Consider the following 19,192-nt stretch of genomic DNA (forward strand, 5'->3'; position numbering starts at 1 on the left):
ATCAATCGCCTTTCTGACCGCCGCCGGATGCCGCAGCACAAAGCGCGCGACGTTCCCCAAGGTCACCCCTACGAAAAGCCTAATCTGGTCCGAATTTCGCCATGATTGCCTATAAAAGTAGCAATCAGCAGGGGAATAACTTACGCGCGGATGGCCCAACGAGGTCAGATGCGCCCGCAGGCAAAGGAAAAAAGCGTGGCAAACGCGTTTCGGGACTACGCGACATCCAAGGCGTATATCATCGTCAATTTCATCGTACTGTGCTGTGTCGCCGGCATCAGCTATTCGATCGTCAAACTGGATTACGAGCAGCATATCGCTAGCATCCGTCAGGATGCCCGGCAAACGCTGCATGAAGTCAGCAATCAGGTGCAGCACCAGTTCCAGGAAACCATTCTGGTCACCAAGAACATCGAGAATATCCTGCTGTCCGGTGAGGCGTTCAGAGACAAGAAGATCGAACTGCTGGTCAAGGAGTTACGCGACCGGAACCCCGGCATTCAGGCCTTCGCCCTCGCCCCCGACCTCAAGATCACGCATAGCTATCCCAAGACCCAGAATGGCGGGACGATTGGCCTTGAATACAAGAACATCCCGACGCAGCTTTCCGGCGTCGCCAATGCCTACCGCCGCCAAAGCCCGACCATCGAAGGGCCGCTGAACCTTGTTCAAGGCGGCAAGGGCTATATCATGCACTACCCGGTGTTCGAGCGCCCCATCGGCCTTGGTGCGCCGCGTTTTTGGGGGGTGATGTCCATCGTCTTCCAGCCCGACCGGCTGTTCGAGCCGCATCAAAACCCGCATCAGGCCGCCGACTACATCTATAGCCTCCGCGCCTTTCCCACGGGCGTCATGCCGCCTGAGATTGAGCCTGCGGGGGTCGACCCCACAGCCCCCGTGCGCACCCGGTTCGAGCTTTTGGGCAAGACATGGGAGGCGACGGCCAGCCCCGCCAACGGTCTGCCCCCCTATGCCCCGCAAAGCCCCTACCTCGTAGCCTTCGCCTTGATCGCGACCATCGCGCTGATGGCGGGCCTCTGGGCCTTCCGCCGGGTCACGCTGAAAAAGCAGGAAGCCCATGCGCTTTTGGCTGAGGGGATTGGATCGATCCAAGAGGGGTTCATCGCCTTTGACGAGAAAGAACGCCTTGTCACCGTCAACAGCAAGTTTCTGGAGTATCACCCTGAAATCGCTGACCTTCTGATCCCCGGCAAAACCATCGAAGAGCTGTTGCGCCATTGGGTCGCCCGCCATCAACACCCTGAGCAGGTCGAAGAGCGGGAGGCTTGGATCGCCAAACGTCTCGCTCGGTTCCGCAACCCGACCGGCGCCTTCATTCTTGAGGTCTCGGATAACTTCTGGCTCAAAGTGACGGAATCGCGCACGCCGCATGGCTATACTGTGGGCATCTGGACCGATGTGACGGCCGAGAAACGCGCGCTCGACGCGGCCAAGGCGGCGGACCGCGAAAAGACCGAGTTCTTGAACAACGTCAGCCATGAGTTGCGCACCCCGCTGACCGTGATCTCGGGCCGGGCGACCTTCTTGCAACATGCCGAGAAGCTGCCCCAAGCCCGGCGTTTGCAGACCGCGCTGAACAACAGCCCCAATGCCACGCCCGACATTCGACACAGCGTCGATGAGTTCCAAAACTTCGTCTCTGACCAAGCGGGCGGCATCGCGGGGTCGTCCAAACATATGCTGCGCCTTGTCGAAGACCTGTTGGATTGGACCAAGGTCGCGCGCGGCAAGATGGAGCTTGATCTTCAAGAGATCGAGACCAGCGAGATCGCCCTTTCCGTCGCCGATGACCTGCGCCCGGATGCCGAGGCCAAGGGGCTGACGCTGACCTATGAGGACAATGGCACGGCCCTCGCCAATGCCGATCCGGTGCGCCTGAGGCAGATCCTTTACAACCTGATTTCAAACGCGATCAAATTCACCCGCAGCGGCAATATTCATCTGCAGATGCAGCAGGATGCCGAAGAGATCACCTTCTCGGTCTCCGACACGGGCTGCGGTATTTCCGAGGACAATCTCGAACGGGTTTTCCTGCGCTTTCAGCAGGTTGACGGCTCAATGTCGCGTGAGAACGGCGGCTTGGGATTGGGCCTTGCGATTGCCGAGCAATTGGCCAGCCTGCATGGCGGCAGCCTGTCGCTGGAAAGCAAAGTCGACGTGGGCAGCACCTTCCGGCTGACCCTACCCCGCCCCGTGGCCGATAGCGAGATGCGCCGCTCGGCCTGATGGCAAAACGCCCCGGCCCAAAGCGGACCGGGGCCGATTGCCTCAGCTCTCGCCCTGCATCAGCACATCGCCAAAGCGGTCCCGCAGATCGCGTTTCAGCACTTTGCCCGTCGCGTTGCGCGGCAGTGCCTCGGCGAAGACCACCCTGTCGGGCACCTGCCATTTGGCGATCTGATCCTCGAAAACCTTGAGGATATCCGCCTCTGACGGATCGGCCCCTTCGGCCTTCACCGCGACCAGAACCGGGCGCTCATCCCATTTGGGATGGGTGGCCCCGATGACGGCGGCGTCGGCCAGATCGGGATGGGCAATGGCGATATTCTCTAACTCAACCGAACTGATCCATTCGCCGCCCGACTTGATGATATCCTTAGCGCGGTCACGGATGGTGATATAGCCGTCGGCGTCCATCGTCGCGATATCGCCGGTGTCGAACCAGCCATCGCGCAGGGTGCTGTCGCGGTCGGATTGATAGTAGGCATCCAAAATCCAATGCCCGCGGGTGACCAGCGCGCCTTGGGTCTCGCCGTCATGGGGCAGCGGCTTGCCTGCGTCGTCCCAGATCTCAAGCTCAACACCAAAGACCGGGCGGCCTTGGTTCTCGCGCAGCTTGTGCTGGGCGTCTTCGGGCAATTCACCGTGTTTCGCCAAGGGCTTGTTGACGCTGCCCACCGGCGACATCTCGGTCATGCCCCAAGCGTGGATGGTCTCCACCCCATAGTCTTCGCGGAAGGTCTTGATCATCGACGGCGGACAGGCCGAACCGCCGACCACGGTACGCTCTAGGCTGGGCAGTTCGCTGCCGGATTTCTTTGCCGCCGCCAAGAGCCCCTGCCAGATCGTCGGCACGCCAAGCGCCAAGGAGACGCGGTAGGTCTCGATCAGCCCCACGAGCGATGCCCCATCGAGGTTCGGCCCCGGCAACACCATCCGCGCGCCGGTCATGGCGCTGGCATAGGGGCAGCCCCAAGCGTTGACATGGAACATCGGCACCACGGCCATCACGATGTCCCGCGCGGAGATCGCGATGCTGTCGGCCATGTTGATGCCAAAGGAATGCAGCACGGTTGAGCGGTGAGAATAGAGCACACCCTTGGGATTGCCCGTGGTGCCAGAGGTGTAGCAAAGGCTCGACGCAGTGTTCTCATCCAGATCGGGCCAGTCGAACCCGGCATCGCCCGAAGCCACCAATTCGTCGTAGAAAATCAACCCCGGCAGCGCCTCAGCAGCCTCGGCATCGGGGCCGGACAACAGGACGAGGTGCTTGAGATGCTCCAGCTTGTCGCGGATCGCGGCGACGAGGGGGACGAAGGTCTTGTCGATGAAGAGCACCTCATCCGCGGCATGGTTGAGGATATAGACAAGTTGATCGGCAAAGAGCCGCGGGTTGATCGTATGGCAGACAAAGCCCGCGCCGGAGGTGCCGAAGTAGATTTCCAGATGCCGCCGATTGTTCCATGCGATGGTCCCGCAACGCGCCTGCGGCGACAGCCCCAGATCGGTCAAGGCCGCGCCCAAACGCCGCGCGTTCTCGGCCACCTGCCCCCAGTTCGTCTCCTCAACCCCGCCGGTGGTCGAGACCGAGATGATCTCGCCCTCGGGGTGATAGCGTTCGGCATGGGAAATCAGGCTTGAGATCAGCAGCGGCTGCGTCATCATCTGGCCAAGCATAGGGGGTCCTCCAATCATTTGCTTTGAGACTGTCCAAAGGTCAGGGCAGTTGCAAGCCTTCCCCTCCGGCAAGTCGGAATAGCGCTGACGGACAGGACAGTGGCGCCGCGCAGGCGACTATCGCCCGCGCGGTGCCTCGTTCCGCTCTAAGGGCAGCCCCTAGCCGCGTTGCTGGTGGATATAACCGATCAGCCCGGCGGTAGAGCCGTCTTTTCCCTCGGTAGAGACCTCCCCTTCGACCAGCGGTTGGAGCGATTTAGCCAGTTCCTTGCCCAGTTCCACGCCCCATTGATCGAAAGAATTGATGCCGAGGATCACCCCTTCGACGAAAACGCGATGCTCATAGAGCGCGATGATCTGGCCCAGCGTGAAGGGATCAAGCGTTTCATAGGCCAGCGTGGTCGAGGGCCGGTTGCCGGGGAAGACACGGTGGCGCGCTTGGCGCTCAAGCGCGTCGCCCGAAAGCCCCGCGTTGCGCATGATGGCGCGCGCTTCGTCCAAAGACCGCCCGCGCATCAGCGCTTCGGATTGGGCGAGGCAATTGGCGATCAGCAGATCGTGGTGGTGCTGCAATTCCGGCTCATGCCCCTTCGCCGCCACCAGAAACTCGCAAGGGATCACCCGGGTGCCTTGGTGGATCAACTGATAGAAAGCGTGCTGCCCATTGGTGCCCGCCGCGCCCCAGACCACCGGGCCGGTGTGGCGCGGGCTGTCGGTGCCGTCCATCTGCACGCCTTTGCCGTTCGATTCCATCTCAAGCTGTTGCAGGTAGTCCGGCAGCATTTCGAGCCGCTGGTCATAAGGCAGCACCGCGCGGGTGGCATGGCCGCAGATTTGATTGTGCCAAATGCCCGAGAGCGCCAGAAGGATCGGCATGTTCTCCGCCGGATCAGCGGCGCAGAAGTGGCGGTCCATCTCCTGCGCGCCACGCAAGAAACTGTCAAAGGCCTTGGGTCCGATGGCGATCATCAGCGAAAGACCAATCGGCCCCCAGACGGAATAGCGCCCGCCGACCCAATCCTCGAACCCGAAGACGCGAGCCGGGTCGATCCCAAACTCGGCGGTCTTGTTATCCGCGGTGCTGAGCGCGGCGAATTGCGTCGCCGGATCGCCGCCGTGCTCCTGCATCCACGCCCGCGCCGTGCGCGCGTTGGTCATGGTCTCGATGGTGGTGAAAGTCTTGGAGGCAACGATCACCAGCGTTTTCTTGGCATCCAGCCCACGCAGCGTATCCGCGATATGCGCCCCATCGACGTTTGAGACGAAGTGGCAGCGCGGTCCATCGTGATAGGGCGTCAGCGCGCGGGTCGCCATGGCGGGGCCAAGGTCGGAGCCGCCGATGCCGATGTTGACCACATCCGTAATGTCGCCGCTGCGCACCTGATCGGCAAAGCTGCGCATCCGCGCCAGCGTGTCTCGCACCTGCGGCATCACATCCTCGCCCGCGACTTCTACCGGCCCGCCATCGAGATTGCGCAATGCGGTGTGCAACACCGCGCGGCCCTCGGTCTCATTGATCGGCGCGCCCGCGAACATCGCATCGCGCCGCTCCGTAACGTTGGCGTTGTCGACCAGTTGCAGCAGCGCCGCGCGGGTCTCGGCGTCGATATTCGTCTTGGCGTAGTCGAACAGCATATGCTGCGTGCGCAGCGAGAAGTCCTCGGCCCGATTGGGATCATCGAACAGTGCCGTAATCTTGCGGTCTGCCACGGCGCTTTGCCGCTCTTGAAGGTCTTGCCAAATGTTCATCATGCCGCCCAGTAAACTTCGGTTTCATCCAGCACCGCTGCGATCGGCGCTTCTTCGGGGGAAAGCCCCTGCGCACGCTCAAGGGCGGCGCGTTTCTCTTCCCCGAAAATCACGAGATGTTTGTTCAACGCCCCGTCGAGCACATGCGCCGGCAGCGTCACCCGCGCGGTCGGCTGGCCCTCGGGATAGACCGGGCACAGCAGCGGCGCATCGGCGGCCAAAGCGTCAGGCAGGCTCGGGTCGCCGGGGAAAAGCGAAGCGGTGTGCATGTCGTCGCCCATGCCAAGCAGCAGGACAGAGATCGGCACATGATCCGTCAGACTGGGGGCCAACACCTCTGCCCCCTCGCCCGGAGAAAGCCCGGGGCGGAAAAAGGGGATGAACTGCGCCGCCGAAGCGCGGTCGTTCAACAGATGCTCGCGCACCAGACGCGCGTTCGACAGCGGGTCATCCACATCCACCCAACGCTCATCGGTCAGCATCACATCCACCCGGCTCCAATCCAGATCGGTCGCGCTGAGCATCTCAAAGATCGGCCCGGGGGTAGAGCCGCCCGGCACCGCGAAAGACACGCGGTCATTGCCCGAAAGCGCCGATTTTAACTTGCCCGCCAGTTTGTTGGCGACATTCATCACCAGCATTTCGCGGTCCGCATATTCGATGATGTTCATGGGGATACCTTTCGCCATTCACGGCCATCGCGCCGCATCATTTCTGTCGCATCCGTGGGCCCCGCGGAGCCGCTGTCATAGGGTTTGGGCACGTCGTGACGCGCCTCCCAGCCTTGGATGATCGGATCGGTCCAGGCCCAGGCGGCCTCGACCTCGTCGTCGCGCATGAACAATGTCTGGTTGCCCCGGATCACGTCCATGATAAGCCGCTCATAGGCATCGACCTGATCGCCCCCATCGGGGCCAAGCGCCTCGGCAAAGGTCATGTCGAGCGGCACATCGACCAGACGCATGCCCCCCGGCCCCGGTTCCTTGATCGTCACGCCAAGGGTGATGCCCTCGTTCGGCTGCAAGCGGATCGACAGCACGTTGCGATGACGGCCAGCGTCTTCGGCAAAGATGGAATGCGGCGTATCTTTGAAAACCACCGTGATCTCGCTCGACCGCGCCACCATGCGCTTGCCGGTGCGCAGATAAAACGGCGTGCCATGCCAGCGCCAGTTGCTGATATGGGCCTTCAACGCCACGAAACTCTCGGTCCGCGACCGTGGGTTGCCGACGGCATCGCGGTAGCTGGGGGCATCTTCCTCATTGCCTTCTTCGGCCTCATACTGCCCACGCACCAGATGATGCGGCAGCACCGGATCAATCGCGCGGATCACTTTCAGCTTTTCGTCGCGCACCGCATCGGGATCAAAACGCGCGGGCGGCTCCATCGCGATCAGGCACAAGAGTTGCATCAAGTGGTTCTGCACCATGTCCCGCATCGCGCCGGATTTGTCGTAATACTCCCCACGCCCGCCGACGCCCACCGTCTCGGCCACGGTGATCTGGATGTGATCGACGTATTGGCGGTTCCACAATGGCTCGAACAGCATATTGCCAAAGCGCACCGCCATGAGGTTCTGCACCGTCTCTTTGCCGAGGTAGTGATCGATCCGGTAGATCTGCTGTTCTTTGAAATAGGTGGCCAGCGTCGCGTTGAGAGCGCGCGCACTCTCCAGATCGCGGCCAAAGGGTTTTTCCACGACAATGCGACATTCTTCGCCCGCCATGCCCCATTGCTGCAACCGTTCGGCCAGATCGCCGAAAAGCCCCGGCGCGACAGAGAAATAATAGACCTCGATCCGGTCCTTGCCGGACATCAGCCCCTGCAGTTCGGCCCAGCCGGTCTCTCCGCGTGCGTCGATGGCGACATAGTCAAGCTTGGCCAGAAAGGCATCGAGGTTGTCACAGGCGTCTTTCCCGCCGAACTCTTCAATCGCTTCGGCCACCATCTCGCGGTAGCCTGCGGCGTCCATCTCGGTGCGCGCAGCGCCGATGATCCGCGCCTCTTCGGGCATTTGGCCCGCACAATATCGCCGGTAAAGACCCGGCAAAATCTTGCGCCGGGCCAGATCGCCGGTGCCGCCAAAGATGACAAGATCGAAGGGGTCGACAGGGATAACACGCGAAACCATTGACTAATCCTTGTCCGGGCAGAGTGGCAGAGTTAGCGCAAACATACTTATTTTTCCCTACATCACAAGACTGTGCGCCCCGGTGCTTGGACTTTTAGGGTGCGCCGCAATAGCTTACCACAACAGGAACACACGGGATCACGCAAGGAACAATCATGAAAGATATTGCGCAAGCAAACGAGGGCAAGTTCCAGAACCCGGCGGTCACCGCCAAGGGGGAACCCCGCGCCACCGTGGCCCTGCGCGGGGCGGAAACGCTTTGGTTCAACACAGGCACCCTGTGCAACATCGAATGCGTGAACTGCTACATCGCCTCCAGCCCCAAGAACGACGCGCTGGTCTATATCACCGCGGATGAGGTGCGCGACTATCTCGACCAGATCGAGGAGCGTAGCTGGCCGGTGCGCGAGATCGCCTTCACCGGCGGTGAGCCCTTCATGAACCCTCAGATGATCGAGATCACCGAAGCCTCGCTAGAGCGCGGATACGAGGTGTTGATCCTGACCAACGCCATGCGTCCGATGATGCGCAAATCGGTGCAAAAGGGGCTTTTACGGCTGCGCGATGCCTATCCCGGCAAGATGACCTTCCGCATCTCCGTCGACCATTATCGCCGCGATCTGCACGACGCGGAACGCGGCGAAGGCGCTTTCGACAAGACCCTGACCGGCATGGAATGGCTCCGCGATAACGGCTTTCGCATGGCCGTGGCGGGGCGGTCGATCTTTGCCGACAGCGATGCCGACAGCCGCGCGGGCTATGCCGCCTTCTACGCCGAACACGGGTTTGACATCGACGCGCAAGACCCCGCCATGACCGTCCTCTTCCCCGAGATGGACGAGGCCGTCGAAGTGCCCGAAATCACCACTGCCTGCTGGGGCATCTTGGACAAGTCCCCTGACGCGTTGATGTGCGCCTCCTCCCGTATGGTGGTCAAACGCAAGGGGGCCGAGAAACCCGCCGTGCTGGCCTGTACGCTCTTGCCCTACGACCCTGAGTTCGAACTCGGCACCACATTGGCCGAGGCGGAGCGCGACGTGGCGCTGAACCACCCGCATTGCGCAAAGTTCTGCGTGTTGGGCGGGGCGAGCTGTTCGGCCTGACGCCCCTGCCCTCGGGCTTACCGGCTCAATGTAGCGTGAACTCACCCACTTGGTTTTGCCATTCGCCGGGGCCGATCAGCTTGCGGTGGGTGAACCGGACCGAATGCAGCGGACCGTCCAACTCCGCGCGCCAGAATTCGACGAATTCGAACAGGCGCGGATGGTCCGGTGCGATGTCGTAATCCTGCCAGATATAACTGTTCAGCACATGGCTATAATCGGGCATGTGGTAAAAGAACTCTGCCGTGGTCAGCCCGTAACCTTTCAGCATCAATTCGGTTTCACTGCGGGGCATGTTGCGCCTCCCTTGCTGCCTCTGTAGAACAAGTTTGCGCGGTCAGAATTACTTTTCAATGAAAACAGTGTGTTGGCACTTCGACCCAAGTGCTGCCAGTGCGTTTCGGCCACAGCCATTGCACCTGATATGCCCCGTCTGCTATAGAAAACCCCAAGATATAGAACCATAAAAATGGTGGGCAAGATACGTGACCGATACGCCGGATACCCCTGAAAACGCAGACGAAAAGCCCATCTTTCACGGGCCGTCGGTGACCATCGAACACGAGATGCGCACGTCCTATCTGGACTACGCGATGAGCGTGATCGTCAGCCGCGCGATTCCCGATCTGCGCGACGGTCTGAAACCGGTGCACCGCCGCATCCTCTACGCCATGCATGAGACCGGCAACACCCATGACAAACCCTACCGCAAATCCGCCCGTCCCGTGGGCGACGTGATGGGCCAGTACCACCCCCATGGCGATAGCGCGATCTACGACGCGCTGGTGCGGATGGCGCAGGATTTCTCTATGTCGCTGCCGCTTTTGGACGGTCAGGGCAACTTCGGCTCGATGGACGGCGATAACCCGGCGGCCATGCGCTATACCGAAGTGCGCATGGACAAGCCCGCCGCCTACCTGCTGGCGGATATCGACAAGGAAACCGTCGATTTTCAGGACAACTACGACGGCAAGCAACAGGAACCGACCGTCCTGCCCGCACGCTTTCCGAACATGCTGGTCAACGGCGCGGGCGGCATTGCCGTCGGCATGGCGACAAACATCCCGCCGCATAACCTTGGCGAGGTGGTGGATGCCTGCCTCGCGCTGATCGACGATCCGGACCTGACCTCGGAACAGCTCATCGAATACGTCCCCGGCCCCGACTTTCCCACGGGCGGCATCATGCTGGGCCGCTCCGGCGCGCGCAAAGCCTATCTTGAGGGCCGCGGCAGTGTCGTGATCCGCGCCAAGACCCGGGTCGAGGAGGTCCGCAAGGACCGCTGGGCCATCGTGATCGACGAGATCCCCTATCAGGTCAACAAAGCTACGATGATCGAAAAGATCGCCGAACAGGTCCGCGAAAAGAAGATCGAGGGCATCGCCCACGTTCAGGATGAGAGCGACCGCAACGGCGTGCGCGTGGTGATCGAACTCAAACGCGACGCCACCGCCGAAGTGGTAATGAACCAGCTTTACCGCTTCACCCCGATGCAGACATACTTCGGCTGCAACATGCTGGCGCTGAACGGCGGCCGGCCTGAGCAGCTCACTTTGCGCAAATTCCTCAGCTACTTCATCGACTTCCGCGAAGATGTCGTGGCGCGCCGCACGGCCTACTTGCTGCGCAAGGCGCGCGAGCGCAGCCACATCCTTTGTGGTCTCGCGGTCGCGGTCACCAATATCGACGAAGTCGTCGCCACCATCCGCTCCTCCGCCGACGCCGCCGAGGCGCGCGAGAAGCTGATGACCCGCCGCTGGCCCGCCGAGGACATCCTGCCCTATATCGCGCTCATCGACGACCCGACCCATACGGCGAACGACGACGGCACCTACAACCTCTCCGAAGCGCAGGCCCGCGCCATTCTGGAACTGCGCCTGCAGCGTCTGACGCAGATCGGCGTCAAGGAAGTGACCGACGAGCTGGAAGAGCTGGCGGGTAAGATCAAAGAATACCTTGAGATTCTGGGCAGCCGCGAGCGTATCCTCGGCATTATTTCCGACGAGTTGCGCGAGGTGCGCGAGCAATTCGCCGTGCCGCGCCGGACCGAGATCGTCGACTGGTCGGGCGACATGGACGACGAAGACCTGATCGCCCGCGAGGAAATGGTCGTGACCGTGACCTCCGGCGGCTACATCAAGCGCACGCCCCTGGCCGACTTCCGCGCGCAGCGCCGCGGCGGCAAGGGTGTCTCGGGCATGCAGACCAAGGAAGAGGATGTCGTCACCAACCTCTTCGTCGCCAACACCCATACGCAGCTTTTGTTCTTCACCACCGACGGGATGGTCTACAAGCTAAAGACATGGCGCCTGCCGCAGGGCGCGCGCACCGCCAAAGGCAAGGCCATCGTGAATATCCTGCCCATCCCCACCGGTGTCTCCATCGCGGCGATCATGCCGGTGGACCGGGATGAGAAGGAATGGGACGACCTGCAGGTGATCTTTGCCACCTCTGCCGGGACCGTTCGGCGCAATAAGCTGTCGGATTTCACCAATGTGAAGGCCAACGGCAAGATCGCCATGAAGTTCGAAGGCGAGCATGAGGGCACCACGCTGATCAACGCGCGCATCGCCTCGAACGACGATGACGTGATGCTGGTCACCGACGCGGGCCGCGCGATCCGCTTCCCGGCGACCGATGTGCGGGTGTTCAACTCGCGCAACTCCGTTGGCGTGCGCGGCATCCGTCTGGGCGAGGGAGACAACCTCGTCTCCATGTCCGTGATCCGGCATTTCGAAGCGAGTTCGGAAGAGCGTGTCGCCTATCTCAAACAGCGCCGTCTGATGGCGGGGCTGACGGACGACGACAGCAGCGATGACGAGGAAGAGCAGGTTCAAGCTGGCCAGCTCAGCACCGAACGCTATGCCGAAATGTCCGCCGCCGAAGATCTGATCCTGACGATCACCGCCAAGGGCGCGGGCAAGGTTTCCTCGGCCCATGACTACCCTGTACGGGGCCGCGGCGGCATGGGCGTGACGGCTTGGACCAAGGCCATGGCCCACGGCCCCATCGTCGCCTGCTTCCCGGTGGAAATGTCCGATCAGGTGATGCTGGCGACCTCCAAGGGTCAATCGATCCGCGTGCCGGTCGAAGGCATCTCCTTCCGCTCGCGCAGCGCAGGTGGTGTGAAAGTGTTCAGCACCGGCAAGAACGAGGAAGTTGTCAGCGTGGCTTGGATCGCCGATCAGGGCAACGAAGAGGATGAAGTCGAGGGTGACAGCGCCGCCGAGTGATCGGCGGCCCCCTGCCCCATGCATATACTTTGGGGCGGGGGCTTTTTACCAAAACAGCATCGAACAACAAAAAATCCCCCGCGCCATCAGCGCGGGGGATTTTCTAATCTTAAACTTCCGTTAGGAAATTAGTTGGTAGTCGTGGTCGAAGAAGAGGAACCGGATGCCGCGACTGCAACCAGAACCAGAGCAGCACCAGCTGCCGCCGCGCCGCCACCTAGACCGGCACCAGCAGCAAAGAGCCCTGCACCAGCTGCAGCGGCAGGCACGCAAACGCGCGCAGTGTTGCCGTCTACGGTGACCGGATCAGGCTTACAGTTATAGACCACACCATTGGCACCTTGAACCTGAAGCGAATAGACCGCATCGTCAGACGCCCCAAGAACAGCCGCTTGAGAAGTTGTCTGAGCGAAAGCAGCACCCGAAAGAGCGATTGTCGCCGCCACGGTTGCAAGAATTTTCATATCTAGGTACTCCTGTATCTCGTCAAAAATTAAACTCACCGCACCATCGCATATAATCTTAGCCAGCGCAAAGGCGAAATGTTAAGCTATAGTTATGAATTATAGCGATGCCCGTTGTTTAAGCAACATCCAAAATGGCGAATTGTTCCCCATCTCGGATGCCTAAATTCCATACAGTTCCGTGAACTTGTTTTCTAGGTAGGTCAGCAACGGTGCCTCGGTCGGCGGCTTCCCGCAAGCGCGGGTGATTACCTCACGCGGCTCGTAGAGGCCCCCATGCTTTTGCACGTTCTCACGTAGCCAACCGGTGGCTGTGCTTGTATCCCCCCTTGCCAAGGCTTCGTCGAGATCGGGTACGGCCTCCCGCAAAGCCTCGTGAAGGCATCCGGCATAGACATTGCCGAGGCTATAGGTCGGGAAATAGCCCAGAAGCCCGACGGACCAATGCACGTCCTGCAGGACGCCGTTTGACGGGCGGTCGACCGGATAGCCGAAATCAGCCTCGAAGCGATCGTTCCACGCCGCTTCCAAGCCGTCGACCTGCAGGTCGCCCGACATCAGCGCCCGTTCAAGATCGAAACGCAGCAGAACATGGAGATTGTACTGAAGCTCATCCGCCTCGGTTCGAATGAAACCATCGGACACGCGGTTAACGATCCGGTAGAAGGTTTCGGCATCCGGCACGCCGAAATCACCGTAGACCGCCGTCATCTCGCCATAGAGCCACCCGGTGAAGGCGCGGCTGCGGCCGATCTGGTTTTCGTAGATGCGGCTTTGGCTTTCATGCACCCCCATCGACACGCCCCGGCCCAAGGGGGTCAGCAGATAGGCGCTGTCGATCCCCTGCTCATAGGCCGCATGGCCGACCTCATGCACGGTGGAGTAAAAGCAATTGAACGGATCGAGAGCATTGGTTCGCGTGGTGATCCGCACGTCCAGCCCCGACCCGGAGGAGAAGGGATGCACCGCCTTGTCGATGCGTCCGGTGGCCAGATCATAGCCAAAGCGCCGCGCCAGTTTGGCGGTGAGGGTCATCTGCGCCGCTTCATCAAAGACACCTTCCAACACCGGGGGCGCTTCGGCCTCGCGGACGGCGGCGCGCAGTTCGGAGAGTTTTGGCCGCAGCGCGCCGAACATGGCTTCGAGATCCGCCGCCGTGGTGCCGGGCTCGTAATCCTCCAGCATAGCGTCATAAATCTCGATCTCGCGCCCTTCGGCCAGTGCGGCCCCCTCTTCGCGTTTGAGCGCGATCACTTCTTTCAAAGTAGGAGCGAAGGCCGCGAAGTCATCGGCGGCGCGGGCCTCGGCCCAAGTGCCTTGGGCGGCGGAGGTGACGCGGGCGATACGCGCCGCCAGATCGGCGGGCACGCGGGTGGCACGGTCAAAGTCGCGCTTGATGTGGCGCAGGTTCGCCTGCCCGACCGCGTCCAACGCCGTGGGCTCGATCTGGGCAAGCCAATCTGCGATGCGCGGGTCGATGCGGCGGGCGTGCAGAACGCTTTCCATCGCCGCCATCTCCTCGGCCCGCTGCGGGGCCGCACCCCGGGGCATGACCGTTTCCTGATCCCAGCCCAAACGGCCCGCGACCTGTGCCAGCGCCTCGGTGTCGCGCTGGAAAGCCATCAAATCATCATATGCAGTCATGTCTCAGCCTCTCAGCGATGTGGCGACGGGATAGGCCGCAAGGAAACGCGCGCGCAGGATCAGCACCCAAAGCAGCACCGCCAGCGCCTGATGCGCGAGCGCCAGATGCACGGGCGCGGCATAGAGCACGGTGGTGATGCCCAGAACCACTTGCAAAGACAGCGCCGCCATCACGGCGTTGAAAGCAAAACGCGTGCGGGCATGGGCCGAGCGGCGACCGCGCAGCCAGACGACCACCCCGAAAGCGAAAAGCAGATAGCCCGCCATCCGGTGCATGAACTGCACCAACCCCGGGTTCTCAAAGAAATTCCGCCATGTCGGCGTGATGTCGAATGCCTCGGGCGGGAAGAACTGCCCCTGCATCAGCGGCCAGTCGACGAAGTAGCGCCCCGCGTCAATCCCTGCGACCAAGGCGCCCAGCAGGATCTGCAACGCGGCGAAATGCAACAGACCCGTTGCCATGCCGAATTGCTTGGCCTCCTTGGCGCGGCGGGCCTGAATCAGGTCGCGCTCACTGCGGCCCAGCAACAGGACATACCATGTGATAAAACCGAGGATGACAAAGGCCAGCCCCAGATGTGTCGCCAAACGGTAGGAGGCCACATCCGTCACCCCCTGCCCACTGGTCACGCCCGAAGCGACCATCCACCAGCCGATCGCCCCCTGCGCGCCGCCCAAAGCGCCGATAAAGAGCAGCCGTTTGGTCCAGCCGACAGGGATTTGCCGGCGCAGGAGGAAGTAGAGAAAGCCCAAGACCCAGACGAGGCCGATCACCCGGCCAAGCTGCCGATGCCCCCATTCCCACCAGTAGATGCTTTTGAAATCAGAGAGTTCCATCCAAGAGTTCTGAACCTGAAACTCATCGATCTGCTTGTATTTCTCAAATTCAGACTGCCAGTCGGCCTCGTTCATCGGCGGCAAGGCACCGGTCACCGGGCGCCATTCCGTGATGCTGAGGCCGGAGTCAGTGAGCCGCGTCAGCCCGCCCACGGCGATCATGACAAAGACCAGCGCAAAGAGGATCATCAGCCAGACCCGGATCGGCCCGCGCGCGCCGCCACGGCCCTTGTCGATCGTGCCGGTTTGCACCGGTGCACGGCTGGGTTGGTCGGACCCGACCTCTTCGAACAGTTTGCGTTTCTCCGCCATGGCGCGCCTCTTTTTCCGTTTGGATAGAGTGGTATGACATGGGCAGAGAAAGGTCTAGCGGGGTGGGTTATGTTGCCGCATGCGCCGCCAGCCCCGGCCCGGAATCAAGCCGAAGGCGCCGGGCCATCGCCTGCCCGCCCCACGGGGAGGCGATTTGGCAAGGACAGGCGCGACACTGCGGCAAAGCACTGATGCTGCACCATAAAGTGGCAGAAAAAACTTCAGGATCGCCACCCCACGGGCAGCCGATGGCCCTCAGCCCTTCTCCTTCCAGCGGACCATTTGCCGCAGGATGCCGTGCAACATCTGCACATCCGCCCGCGTCAGCGGCATCCGCGACCACATGTTGCGAAGGTTGAGCTTCATCGAGGCGACCTTATGCTCGGGGAAGAAGAACCCGGCCTCGGTCAACTGCTCCTCATAATGCCGCGCCAGATGGTCAACCTCGGCGCCCTTGGCCCAATCGGTGCCCGCCATCTCGACGACCTCATGGGTCACCTCGCCCTGCGCCCGCATCCATTCGTAAGACATCAACAGCACGCATTGCGCGAGGTTGAGAGAGGCGAACTTTGGGTTCACCGGGACCGAGACGATGGCATTGGCCTGCGCGATATCATCATTCTCAAGCCCTGCCCGCTCGGGTCCGAACAGCACCGCAACCCGTTGGCCCGCCAAAATTTTTTCCGCCGCCAGCCGCATCGCGGCTTCGGGGCTGTAGACCGGTTTCGTCAAATCGCGACTGCGCGCCGTGGTGGCGAAGGTGAAATCGCAATCGCCAAGCGCTTCGGGCAGATCGGCGCAATGCTGTGCCTCGTCCAACAGCCGCCCCGCCCCCGAGGCCATGGCCACGGCGGATTGGCTCGGCCAGCCGTCGCGCGGGGCCACGACCCGCATGTGATCGAGGCCGAAGTTCCACATTGCGCGCGCCGCAGCGCCGATGTTCTCGCCCATCTGGGGGCGGACAAGCACGATGGCCGGGATCGGCGCGGGCTGAACGGGGGAGGAGGATGTCTCTGTCATGCGCGCCTCTTAGCCCCTGCGCCTGCGCACCGCAAGAAAGCCCGCGCGACGCACGCATATCCGTTTTCTTTTGCAACGCCCTGCGCTAGTCAGGCTCCCAGACCCGATTAAGGCCCCAGACCCGATTAAGGACAGTGACCATGGACGCGCCAGAACAGCCGCAGATTTACCTTATCACCCCGCCCGAGGTTGAGCTGAGCCAATTCCCCGCGCAACTCGCCGCCGTGCTCGACGCCCATCCGGTGGCCTGTGTGCGCATGGCGCTTTCGACCCGGGATGAAGACCGCCTTGCCCGCGCCGGTGATGCGCTGCGCGAGGTAACCCATGCGCGCGACGTGGCCTTGGTGATCTCGGATCATCTGCTGCTGGTCGAAAAGCTCGGCCTTGACGGGGTGCACCTTAGCGATGCCGCCCGCACCGTGCGCCATGCCCGCAAAGAATTGGGCGAAGATGCCATCGTCGGCGCCTTCTGCGGCACATCGCGGCATGAGGGGATGGCGGCAGGCGAAGCCGGGGCAGACTACATCAGCTTTGGCCCGACCCAAGCCAGCGCGCTTGGCGATGGAAGCTTTGCCGAGGCCGATCTGTTTCAGTGGTGGTCCGAAGTGATCGAAGTGCCCGTCGTCGCCGAAGGCGCGCTCGACATCAACATGATCCGCGATCTCGCCCCCCGGACTGACTTTTTCGGCATCGGCACCGAGATTTGGGACAAGGACGATCCGGTGGCCGAACTCGCCACCCTGATCGCCGCCATGCAGGGCTAAGCGGCCCCTAGGGCAGCCCGGTCAAGGGCTGCCCGTTCGCTTACAGAAACACCCGTTCGATGAACCAATAGGCCCCGATCGCCGCGATGACGCAGGAGGCGGGAACCGCGATGGCGCGGCGGTACCAGTCGCGGTTCATCGCCCAGCCGACCAGCACGAAGGCAATAGCGATCACGGCAAGCTGTCCCAGTTCCACCCCGATGTTGAAGCCGATGAGCGCAGGCACGAATTGCCCCGCAGGTATCCCGAAATCCCCCAGCACCGAGGCGAAGCCAAGTCCGTGCAACAGCCCAAAGCCAAAGATCACCAAAGGCCGCCAGCGGTTCAGGGCGGAGTGAAAGATATTCTCGACCGCGACATAGGTGATCGAAGCGGCGATCAGCGGCTCGACGATGGCCCCCGGCACGTTAACCCAGCCCAAAGCGCCAAGCGCCAGCGTGACCGTATGGGCCAGCGTGAAGGCGGTGACCTGCCAGATCAAAGGCCGCAGACGGGTCGACAGAAAGAACAGGCCCAAGACGAATAGAATGTGATCCAACCCTTTGGGCAGGATGTGGTCGAACCCAACCGGGATGTAGCTGACGAAAGCCTGCCAGCCGCTTTCAGCATCACCGCCCCCAAGGGCGATTTCGGGGCTGGTCTCACCGCCCGACAGATAGCCGGTATAGGGTGCCTCCACCCCTTGCTGGCGCAGCACCAGTGCGCCCGCCCCATCCGGCCAGGTCACCTGTACCTCTTCGGCGCCTGCCGGCACTGCGCCCTCCAACCGCCACTGGCTGTCGCGCGGCAGTTCGGCGTCGATCCCTTCGGGCACCTCGAGTGTCACACTCTCCAACGGTACGGCGGCGCCATCGACGCTGAGCAGCGGCAGGCTGTTCCACTTCGGCAAAAGCTCAGGCGTGCGGTCGGCGATGCGCGCGGCGGGCAGGCTGCGCAGCGCATCGTAATCGCCCGCATTCTCGGCATTGTCGGTGTCTTCGACGGTATCGAGGTCGATTCCCGCCAAGAGCGCTTCAATGTTGACCTCCAGCGCCAGCACCGCCCGTCCGTCGGCCACGGTCAGATCCGCGATCGTGGGTTTGACCTCATGCGCCTGTGCGCCCGCGCCCGCCGAAAGCAGCACCGCGCTTGACAACAGCCACAGCAACGCCAGCTTGGATCTTAACAAAATGAAAGTTCGCTTCATGAAACTGTCCCAGTTGTCCGCTATTATTTTCAGTATTTTATCGGCAGCGCCTGCCTTTGCACATGAATACTGGCTGTCGCCGGTGAACTATCAAGTGGAAAGCGGTGAAAAGATCGCGGCGCATTTTCGCAATGGTGAGGAATTTACCGGCGCGGCCTTTCCCTATCTGCCCAACCGGCTCACGCGTTTCGAGGTCAAAATCGGCGGGAAAGAGGTCCCGCTATCGCCGCGCGCGGGCGACAGCCCTGCCCTGAGCCTCCCCGCGCCCGAGGGTGACGCGCTGGTCGCGGCGGTGGCCGAAACGACGCCCTCCAAAGTCACCTATGAGGACTTCGACAAGTTCCTCCGGTTCGCCGCGCATAAGGACTTCCCTAAGGCTGAGAGCGATCACCGCGCGAACGGATGGTCGACCGAGAAGGTCGTCGAGAGCTACACCCGCCACGTCAAAACCCTGATCGCCCTCGGCGCGGGCACGGGGCACGATGCGCCCACCGGCATGGCGACGGAGTTCGTGGCGCTGACGAATCCCTATGACGCAGATTTCGCGGGTGAGATGAAGGTGGCACTCCTCTATCAAGGCACCCCTCGCGCCAACGCGCAGATCGAAGTGTTCGACCGTGCGCCGGATGACAGCGTCGCCATCTCCCTCCACCGCACCGATGCGGCGGGCGAAGCACTGATTCCGGTCACGGCGGGCCATGAATACCTCTTTGATGCGGTGGTGCTGCGCCCGGCGGCAGAGGCTCAGGCGAACGCGGGCTACGACCCCGATCAACCGGTCTGGGAAACGCTCTGGGCGGCGCTGACATTCGCGGTGCCACAATAACGCCG

At 62.0% G+C, this 19,192-nt stretch carries 15 protein-coding genes; 5 read left to right on the forward strand and 10 right to left on the reverse strand.

The annotated features are described in order from the left end of the window. Positions 1 to 195: 195 nt before the first annotated feature. On the forward strand, positions 196 to 2,247 hold the full coding sequence (locus tag ACGYK4_RS14255) for an ATP-binding protein (protein ID WP_394431135.1): 2,052 nt from the start codon (positions 196 to 198) through the stop codon (positions 2,245 to 2,247). A 42-nt stretch (positions 2,248 to 2,289) separates the two neighbouring features. Here ACGYK4_RS14255 and ACGYK4_RS14260 read toward each other — a convergent pair whose 3' ends face one another. From ACGYK4_RS14260 to zwf, 4 genes are all read right to left on the reverse strand, one after another. Continuing rightward, entirely contained in the window at positions 2,290 to 3,918 is a 1,629-nt protein-coding gene (locus tag ACGYK4_RS14260; protein WP_394431133.1) for a long-chain fatty acid--CoA ligase, read from the reverse strand. Between the two features lie 159 nt (positions 3,919 to 4,077). Next, on the reverse strand, positions 4,078 to 5,670 hold the full coding sequence (gene pgi, locus ACGYK4_RS14265) for a glucose-6-phosphate isomerase (RefSeq protein ID WP_394431132.1): 1,593 nt from the start codon (positions 5,668 to 5,670) through the stop codon (positions 4,078 to 4,080). Then, the gene (gene pgl / locus ACGYK4_RS14270) at positions 5,667 to 6,338 is read right to left on the reverse strand and encodes a 6-phosphogluconolactonase (protein ID WP_394431131.1); all 672 of its coding nucleotides are present in this window, start codon (positions 6,336 to 6,338) and stop codon (positions 5,667 to 5,669) included. The genes pgi and pgl overlap by 4 nt, the downstream gene beginning before the upstream one ends. Beyond that, positions 6,335 to 7,798: a glucose-6-phosphate dehydrogenase gene (gene zwf, locus ACGYK4_RS14275; protein ID WP_168612952.1), complete on the reverse strand. Its 1,464-nt coding sequence runs from the start codon at positions 7,796 to 7,798 to the stop codon at positions 6,335 to 6,337. The genes pgl and zwf overlap by 4 nt, the downstream gene beginning before the upstream one ends. A gap of 155 nt (positions 7,799 to 7,953) precedes the next feature. Here zwf and ACGYK4_RS14280 point away from each other — a divergent pair, with 155 nt between their 5' ends. Further along, positions 7,954 to 8,901: a radical SAM protein gene (locus tag ACGYK4_RS14280; protein ID WP_394457095.1), complete on the forward strand. Its 948-nt coding sequence runs from the start codon at positions 7,954 to 7,956 to the stop codon at positions 8,899 to 8,901. A 25-nt stretch (positions 8,902 to 8,926) separates the two neighbouring features. Here the strand turns inward: ACGYK4_RS14280 and ACGYK4_RS14285 are convergent, their stop codons facing one another. Further along, entirely contained in the window at positions 8,927 to 9,196 is a 270-nt protein-coding gene (locus tag ACGYK4_RS14285; RefSeq protein ID WP_067262037.1) for an usg protein, read from the reverse strand. A 190-nt stretch (positions 9,197 to 9,386) separates the two neighbouring features. Between ACGYK4_RS14285 and gyrA the strand changes: the two genes are divergently transcribed. Further along, positions 9,387 to 12,134, forward strand: a complete 2,748-nt coding sequence (gene gyrA, locus ACGYK4_RS14290) for a DNA gyrase subunit A (RefSeq protein WP_394457097.1) — start codon at positions 9,387 to 9,389, stop codon at positions 12,132 to 12,134. A gap of 128 nt (positions 12,135 to 12,262) precedes the next feature. Here the strand turns inward: gyrA and ACGYK4_RS14295 are convergent, their stop codons facing one another. The 4 genes from ACGYK4_RS14295 to ACGYK4_RS14310 form a co-directional block, all read right to left on the reverse strand. Then, positions 12,263 to 12,598: a hypothetical protein gene (locus tag ACGYK4_RS14295; RefSeq protein WP_209218837.1), complete on the reverse strand. Its 336-nt coding sequence runs from the start codon at positions 12,596 to 12,598 to the stop codon at positions 12,263 to 12,265. A gap of 162 nt (positions 12,599 to 12,760) precedes the next feature. Next, entirely contained in the window at positions 12,761 to 14,242 is a 1,482-nt protein-coding gene (locus ACGYK4_RS14300) for a carboxypeptidase M32 (RefSeq protein WP_394431124.1), read from the reverse strand. A 3-nt stretch (positions 14,243 to 14,245) separates the two neighbouring features. Continuing rightward, on the reverse strand, positions 14,246 to 15,391 hold the full coding sequence (gene ctaA / locus ACGYK4_RS14305) for a heme A synthase (RefSeq protein ID WP_394431122.1): 1,146 nt from the start codon (positions 15,389 to 15,391) through the stop codon (positions 14,246 to 14,248). A gap of 255 nt (positions 15,392 to 15,646) precedes the next feature. Beyond that, positions 15,647 to 16,411, reverse strand: a complete 765-nt coding sequence (locus ACGYK4_RS14310) for an RNA methyltransferase (RefSeq protein ID WP_394457099.1) — start codon at positions 16,409 to 16,411, stop codon at positions 15,647 to 15,649. 140 nt (positions 16,412 to 16,551) lie between these two features. Between ACGYK4_RS14310 and ACGYK4_RS14315 the strand changes: the two genes are divergently transcribed. Next, entirely contained in the window at positions 16,552 to 17,175 is a 624-nt protein-coding gene (locus ACGYK4_RS14315) for a thiamine phosphate synthase (protein ID WP_067262045.1), read from the forward strand. A 40-nt stretch (positions 17,176 to 17,215) separates the two neighbouring features. Here ACGYK4_RS14315 and ACGYK4_RS14320 read toward each other — a convergent pair whose 3' ends face one another. Further along, the gene (locus ACGYK4_RS14320) at positions 17,216 to 18,361 is read right to left on the reverse strand and encodes a HupE/UreJ family protein (RefSeq protein WP_394457100.1); all 1,146 of its coding nucleotides are present in this window, start codon (positions 18,359 to 18,361) and stop codon (positions 17,216 to 17,218) included. Here ACGYK4_RS14320 and ACGYK4_RS14325 point away from each other — a divergent pair. Then, entirely contained in the window at positions 18,360 to 19,187 is an 828-nt protein-coding gene (locus ACGYK4_RS14325) for a DUF4198 domain-containing protein (protein ID WP_394457102.1), read from the forward strand. The genes ACGYK4_RS14320 and ACGYK4_RS14325 overlap by 2 nt on opposite strands. Positions 19,188 to 19,192: the final 5 nt, after the last annotated feature.

Origin of the sequence: Sulfitobacter sp. 1A13368 (assembly GCF_043557275.1) — a bacterium.
GTDB lineage: Bacteria > Pseudomonadota > Alphaproteobacteria > Rhodobacterales > Rhodobacteraceae > Sulfitobacter > Sulfitobacter faviae.

Coding starts and splice junctions, on each gene's coding strand:
- ACGYK4_RS14260 (WP_394431133.1), bottom strand. CDS start 3,918: ATGCTTGGCCAGATGATGACGCAGCCGCTGCTGATCTCAAGCCTGATT.
- pgi (WP_394431132.1), bottom strand. CDS start 5,670: ATGATGAACATTTGGCAAGACCTTCAAGAGCGGCAAAGCGCCGTGGCA.
- pgl (WP_394431131.1), bottom strand. CDS start 6,338: ATGAACATCATCGAATATGCGGACCGCGAAATGCTGGTGATGAATGTC.
- zwf (WP_168612952.1), bottom strand. CDS start 7,798: ATGGTTTCGCGTGTTATCCCTGTCGACCCCTTCGATCTTGTCATCTTT.
- ACGYK4_RS14280 (WP_394457095.1), top strand. CDS start 7,954: ATGAAAGATATTGCGCAAGCAAACGAGGGCAAGTTCCAGAACCCGGCG.
- ACGYK4_RS14285 (WP_067262037.1), bottom strand. CDS start 9,196: ATGCCCCGCAGTGAAACCGAATTGATGCTGAAAGGTTACGGGCTGACC.
- ACGYK4_RS14295 (WP_209218837.1), bottom strand. CDS start 12,598: ATGAAAATTCTTGCAACCGTGGCGGCGACAATCGCTCTTTCGGGTGCT.
- ACGYK4_RS14300 (WP_394431124.1), bottom strand. CDS start 14,242: ATGACTGCATATGATGATTTGATGGCTTTCCAGCGCGACACCGAGGCG.
- ctaA (WP_394431122.1), bottom strand. CDS start 15,391: ATGGCGGAGAAACGCAAACTGTTCGAAGAGGTCGGGTCCGACCAACCC.
- ACGYK4_RS14310 (WP_394457099.1), bottom strand. CDS start 16,411: ATGACAGAGACATCCTCCTCCCCCGTTCAGCCCGCGCCGATCCCGGCC.
- ACGYK4_RS14315 (WP_067262045.1), top strand. CDS start 16,552: ATGGACGCGCCAGAACAGCCGCAGATTTACCTTATCACCCCGCCCGAG.
- ACGYK4_RS14325 (WP_394457102.1), top strand. CDS start 18,360: ATGAAACTGTCCCAGTTGTCCGCTATTATTTTCAGTATTTTATCGGCA.
- ACGYK4_RS14320 (WP_394457100.1), bottom strand. CDS start 18,361: ATGAAGCGAACTTTCATTTTGTTAAGATCCAAGCTGGCGTTGCTGTGG.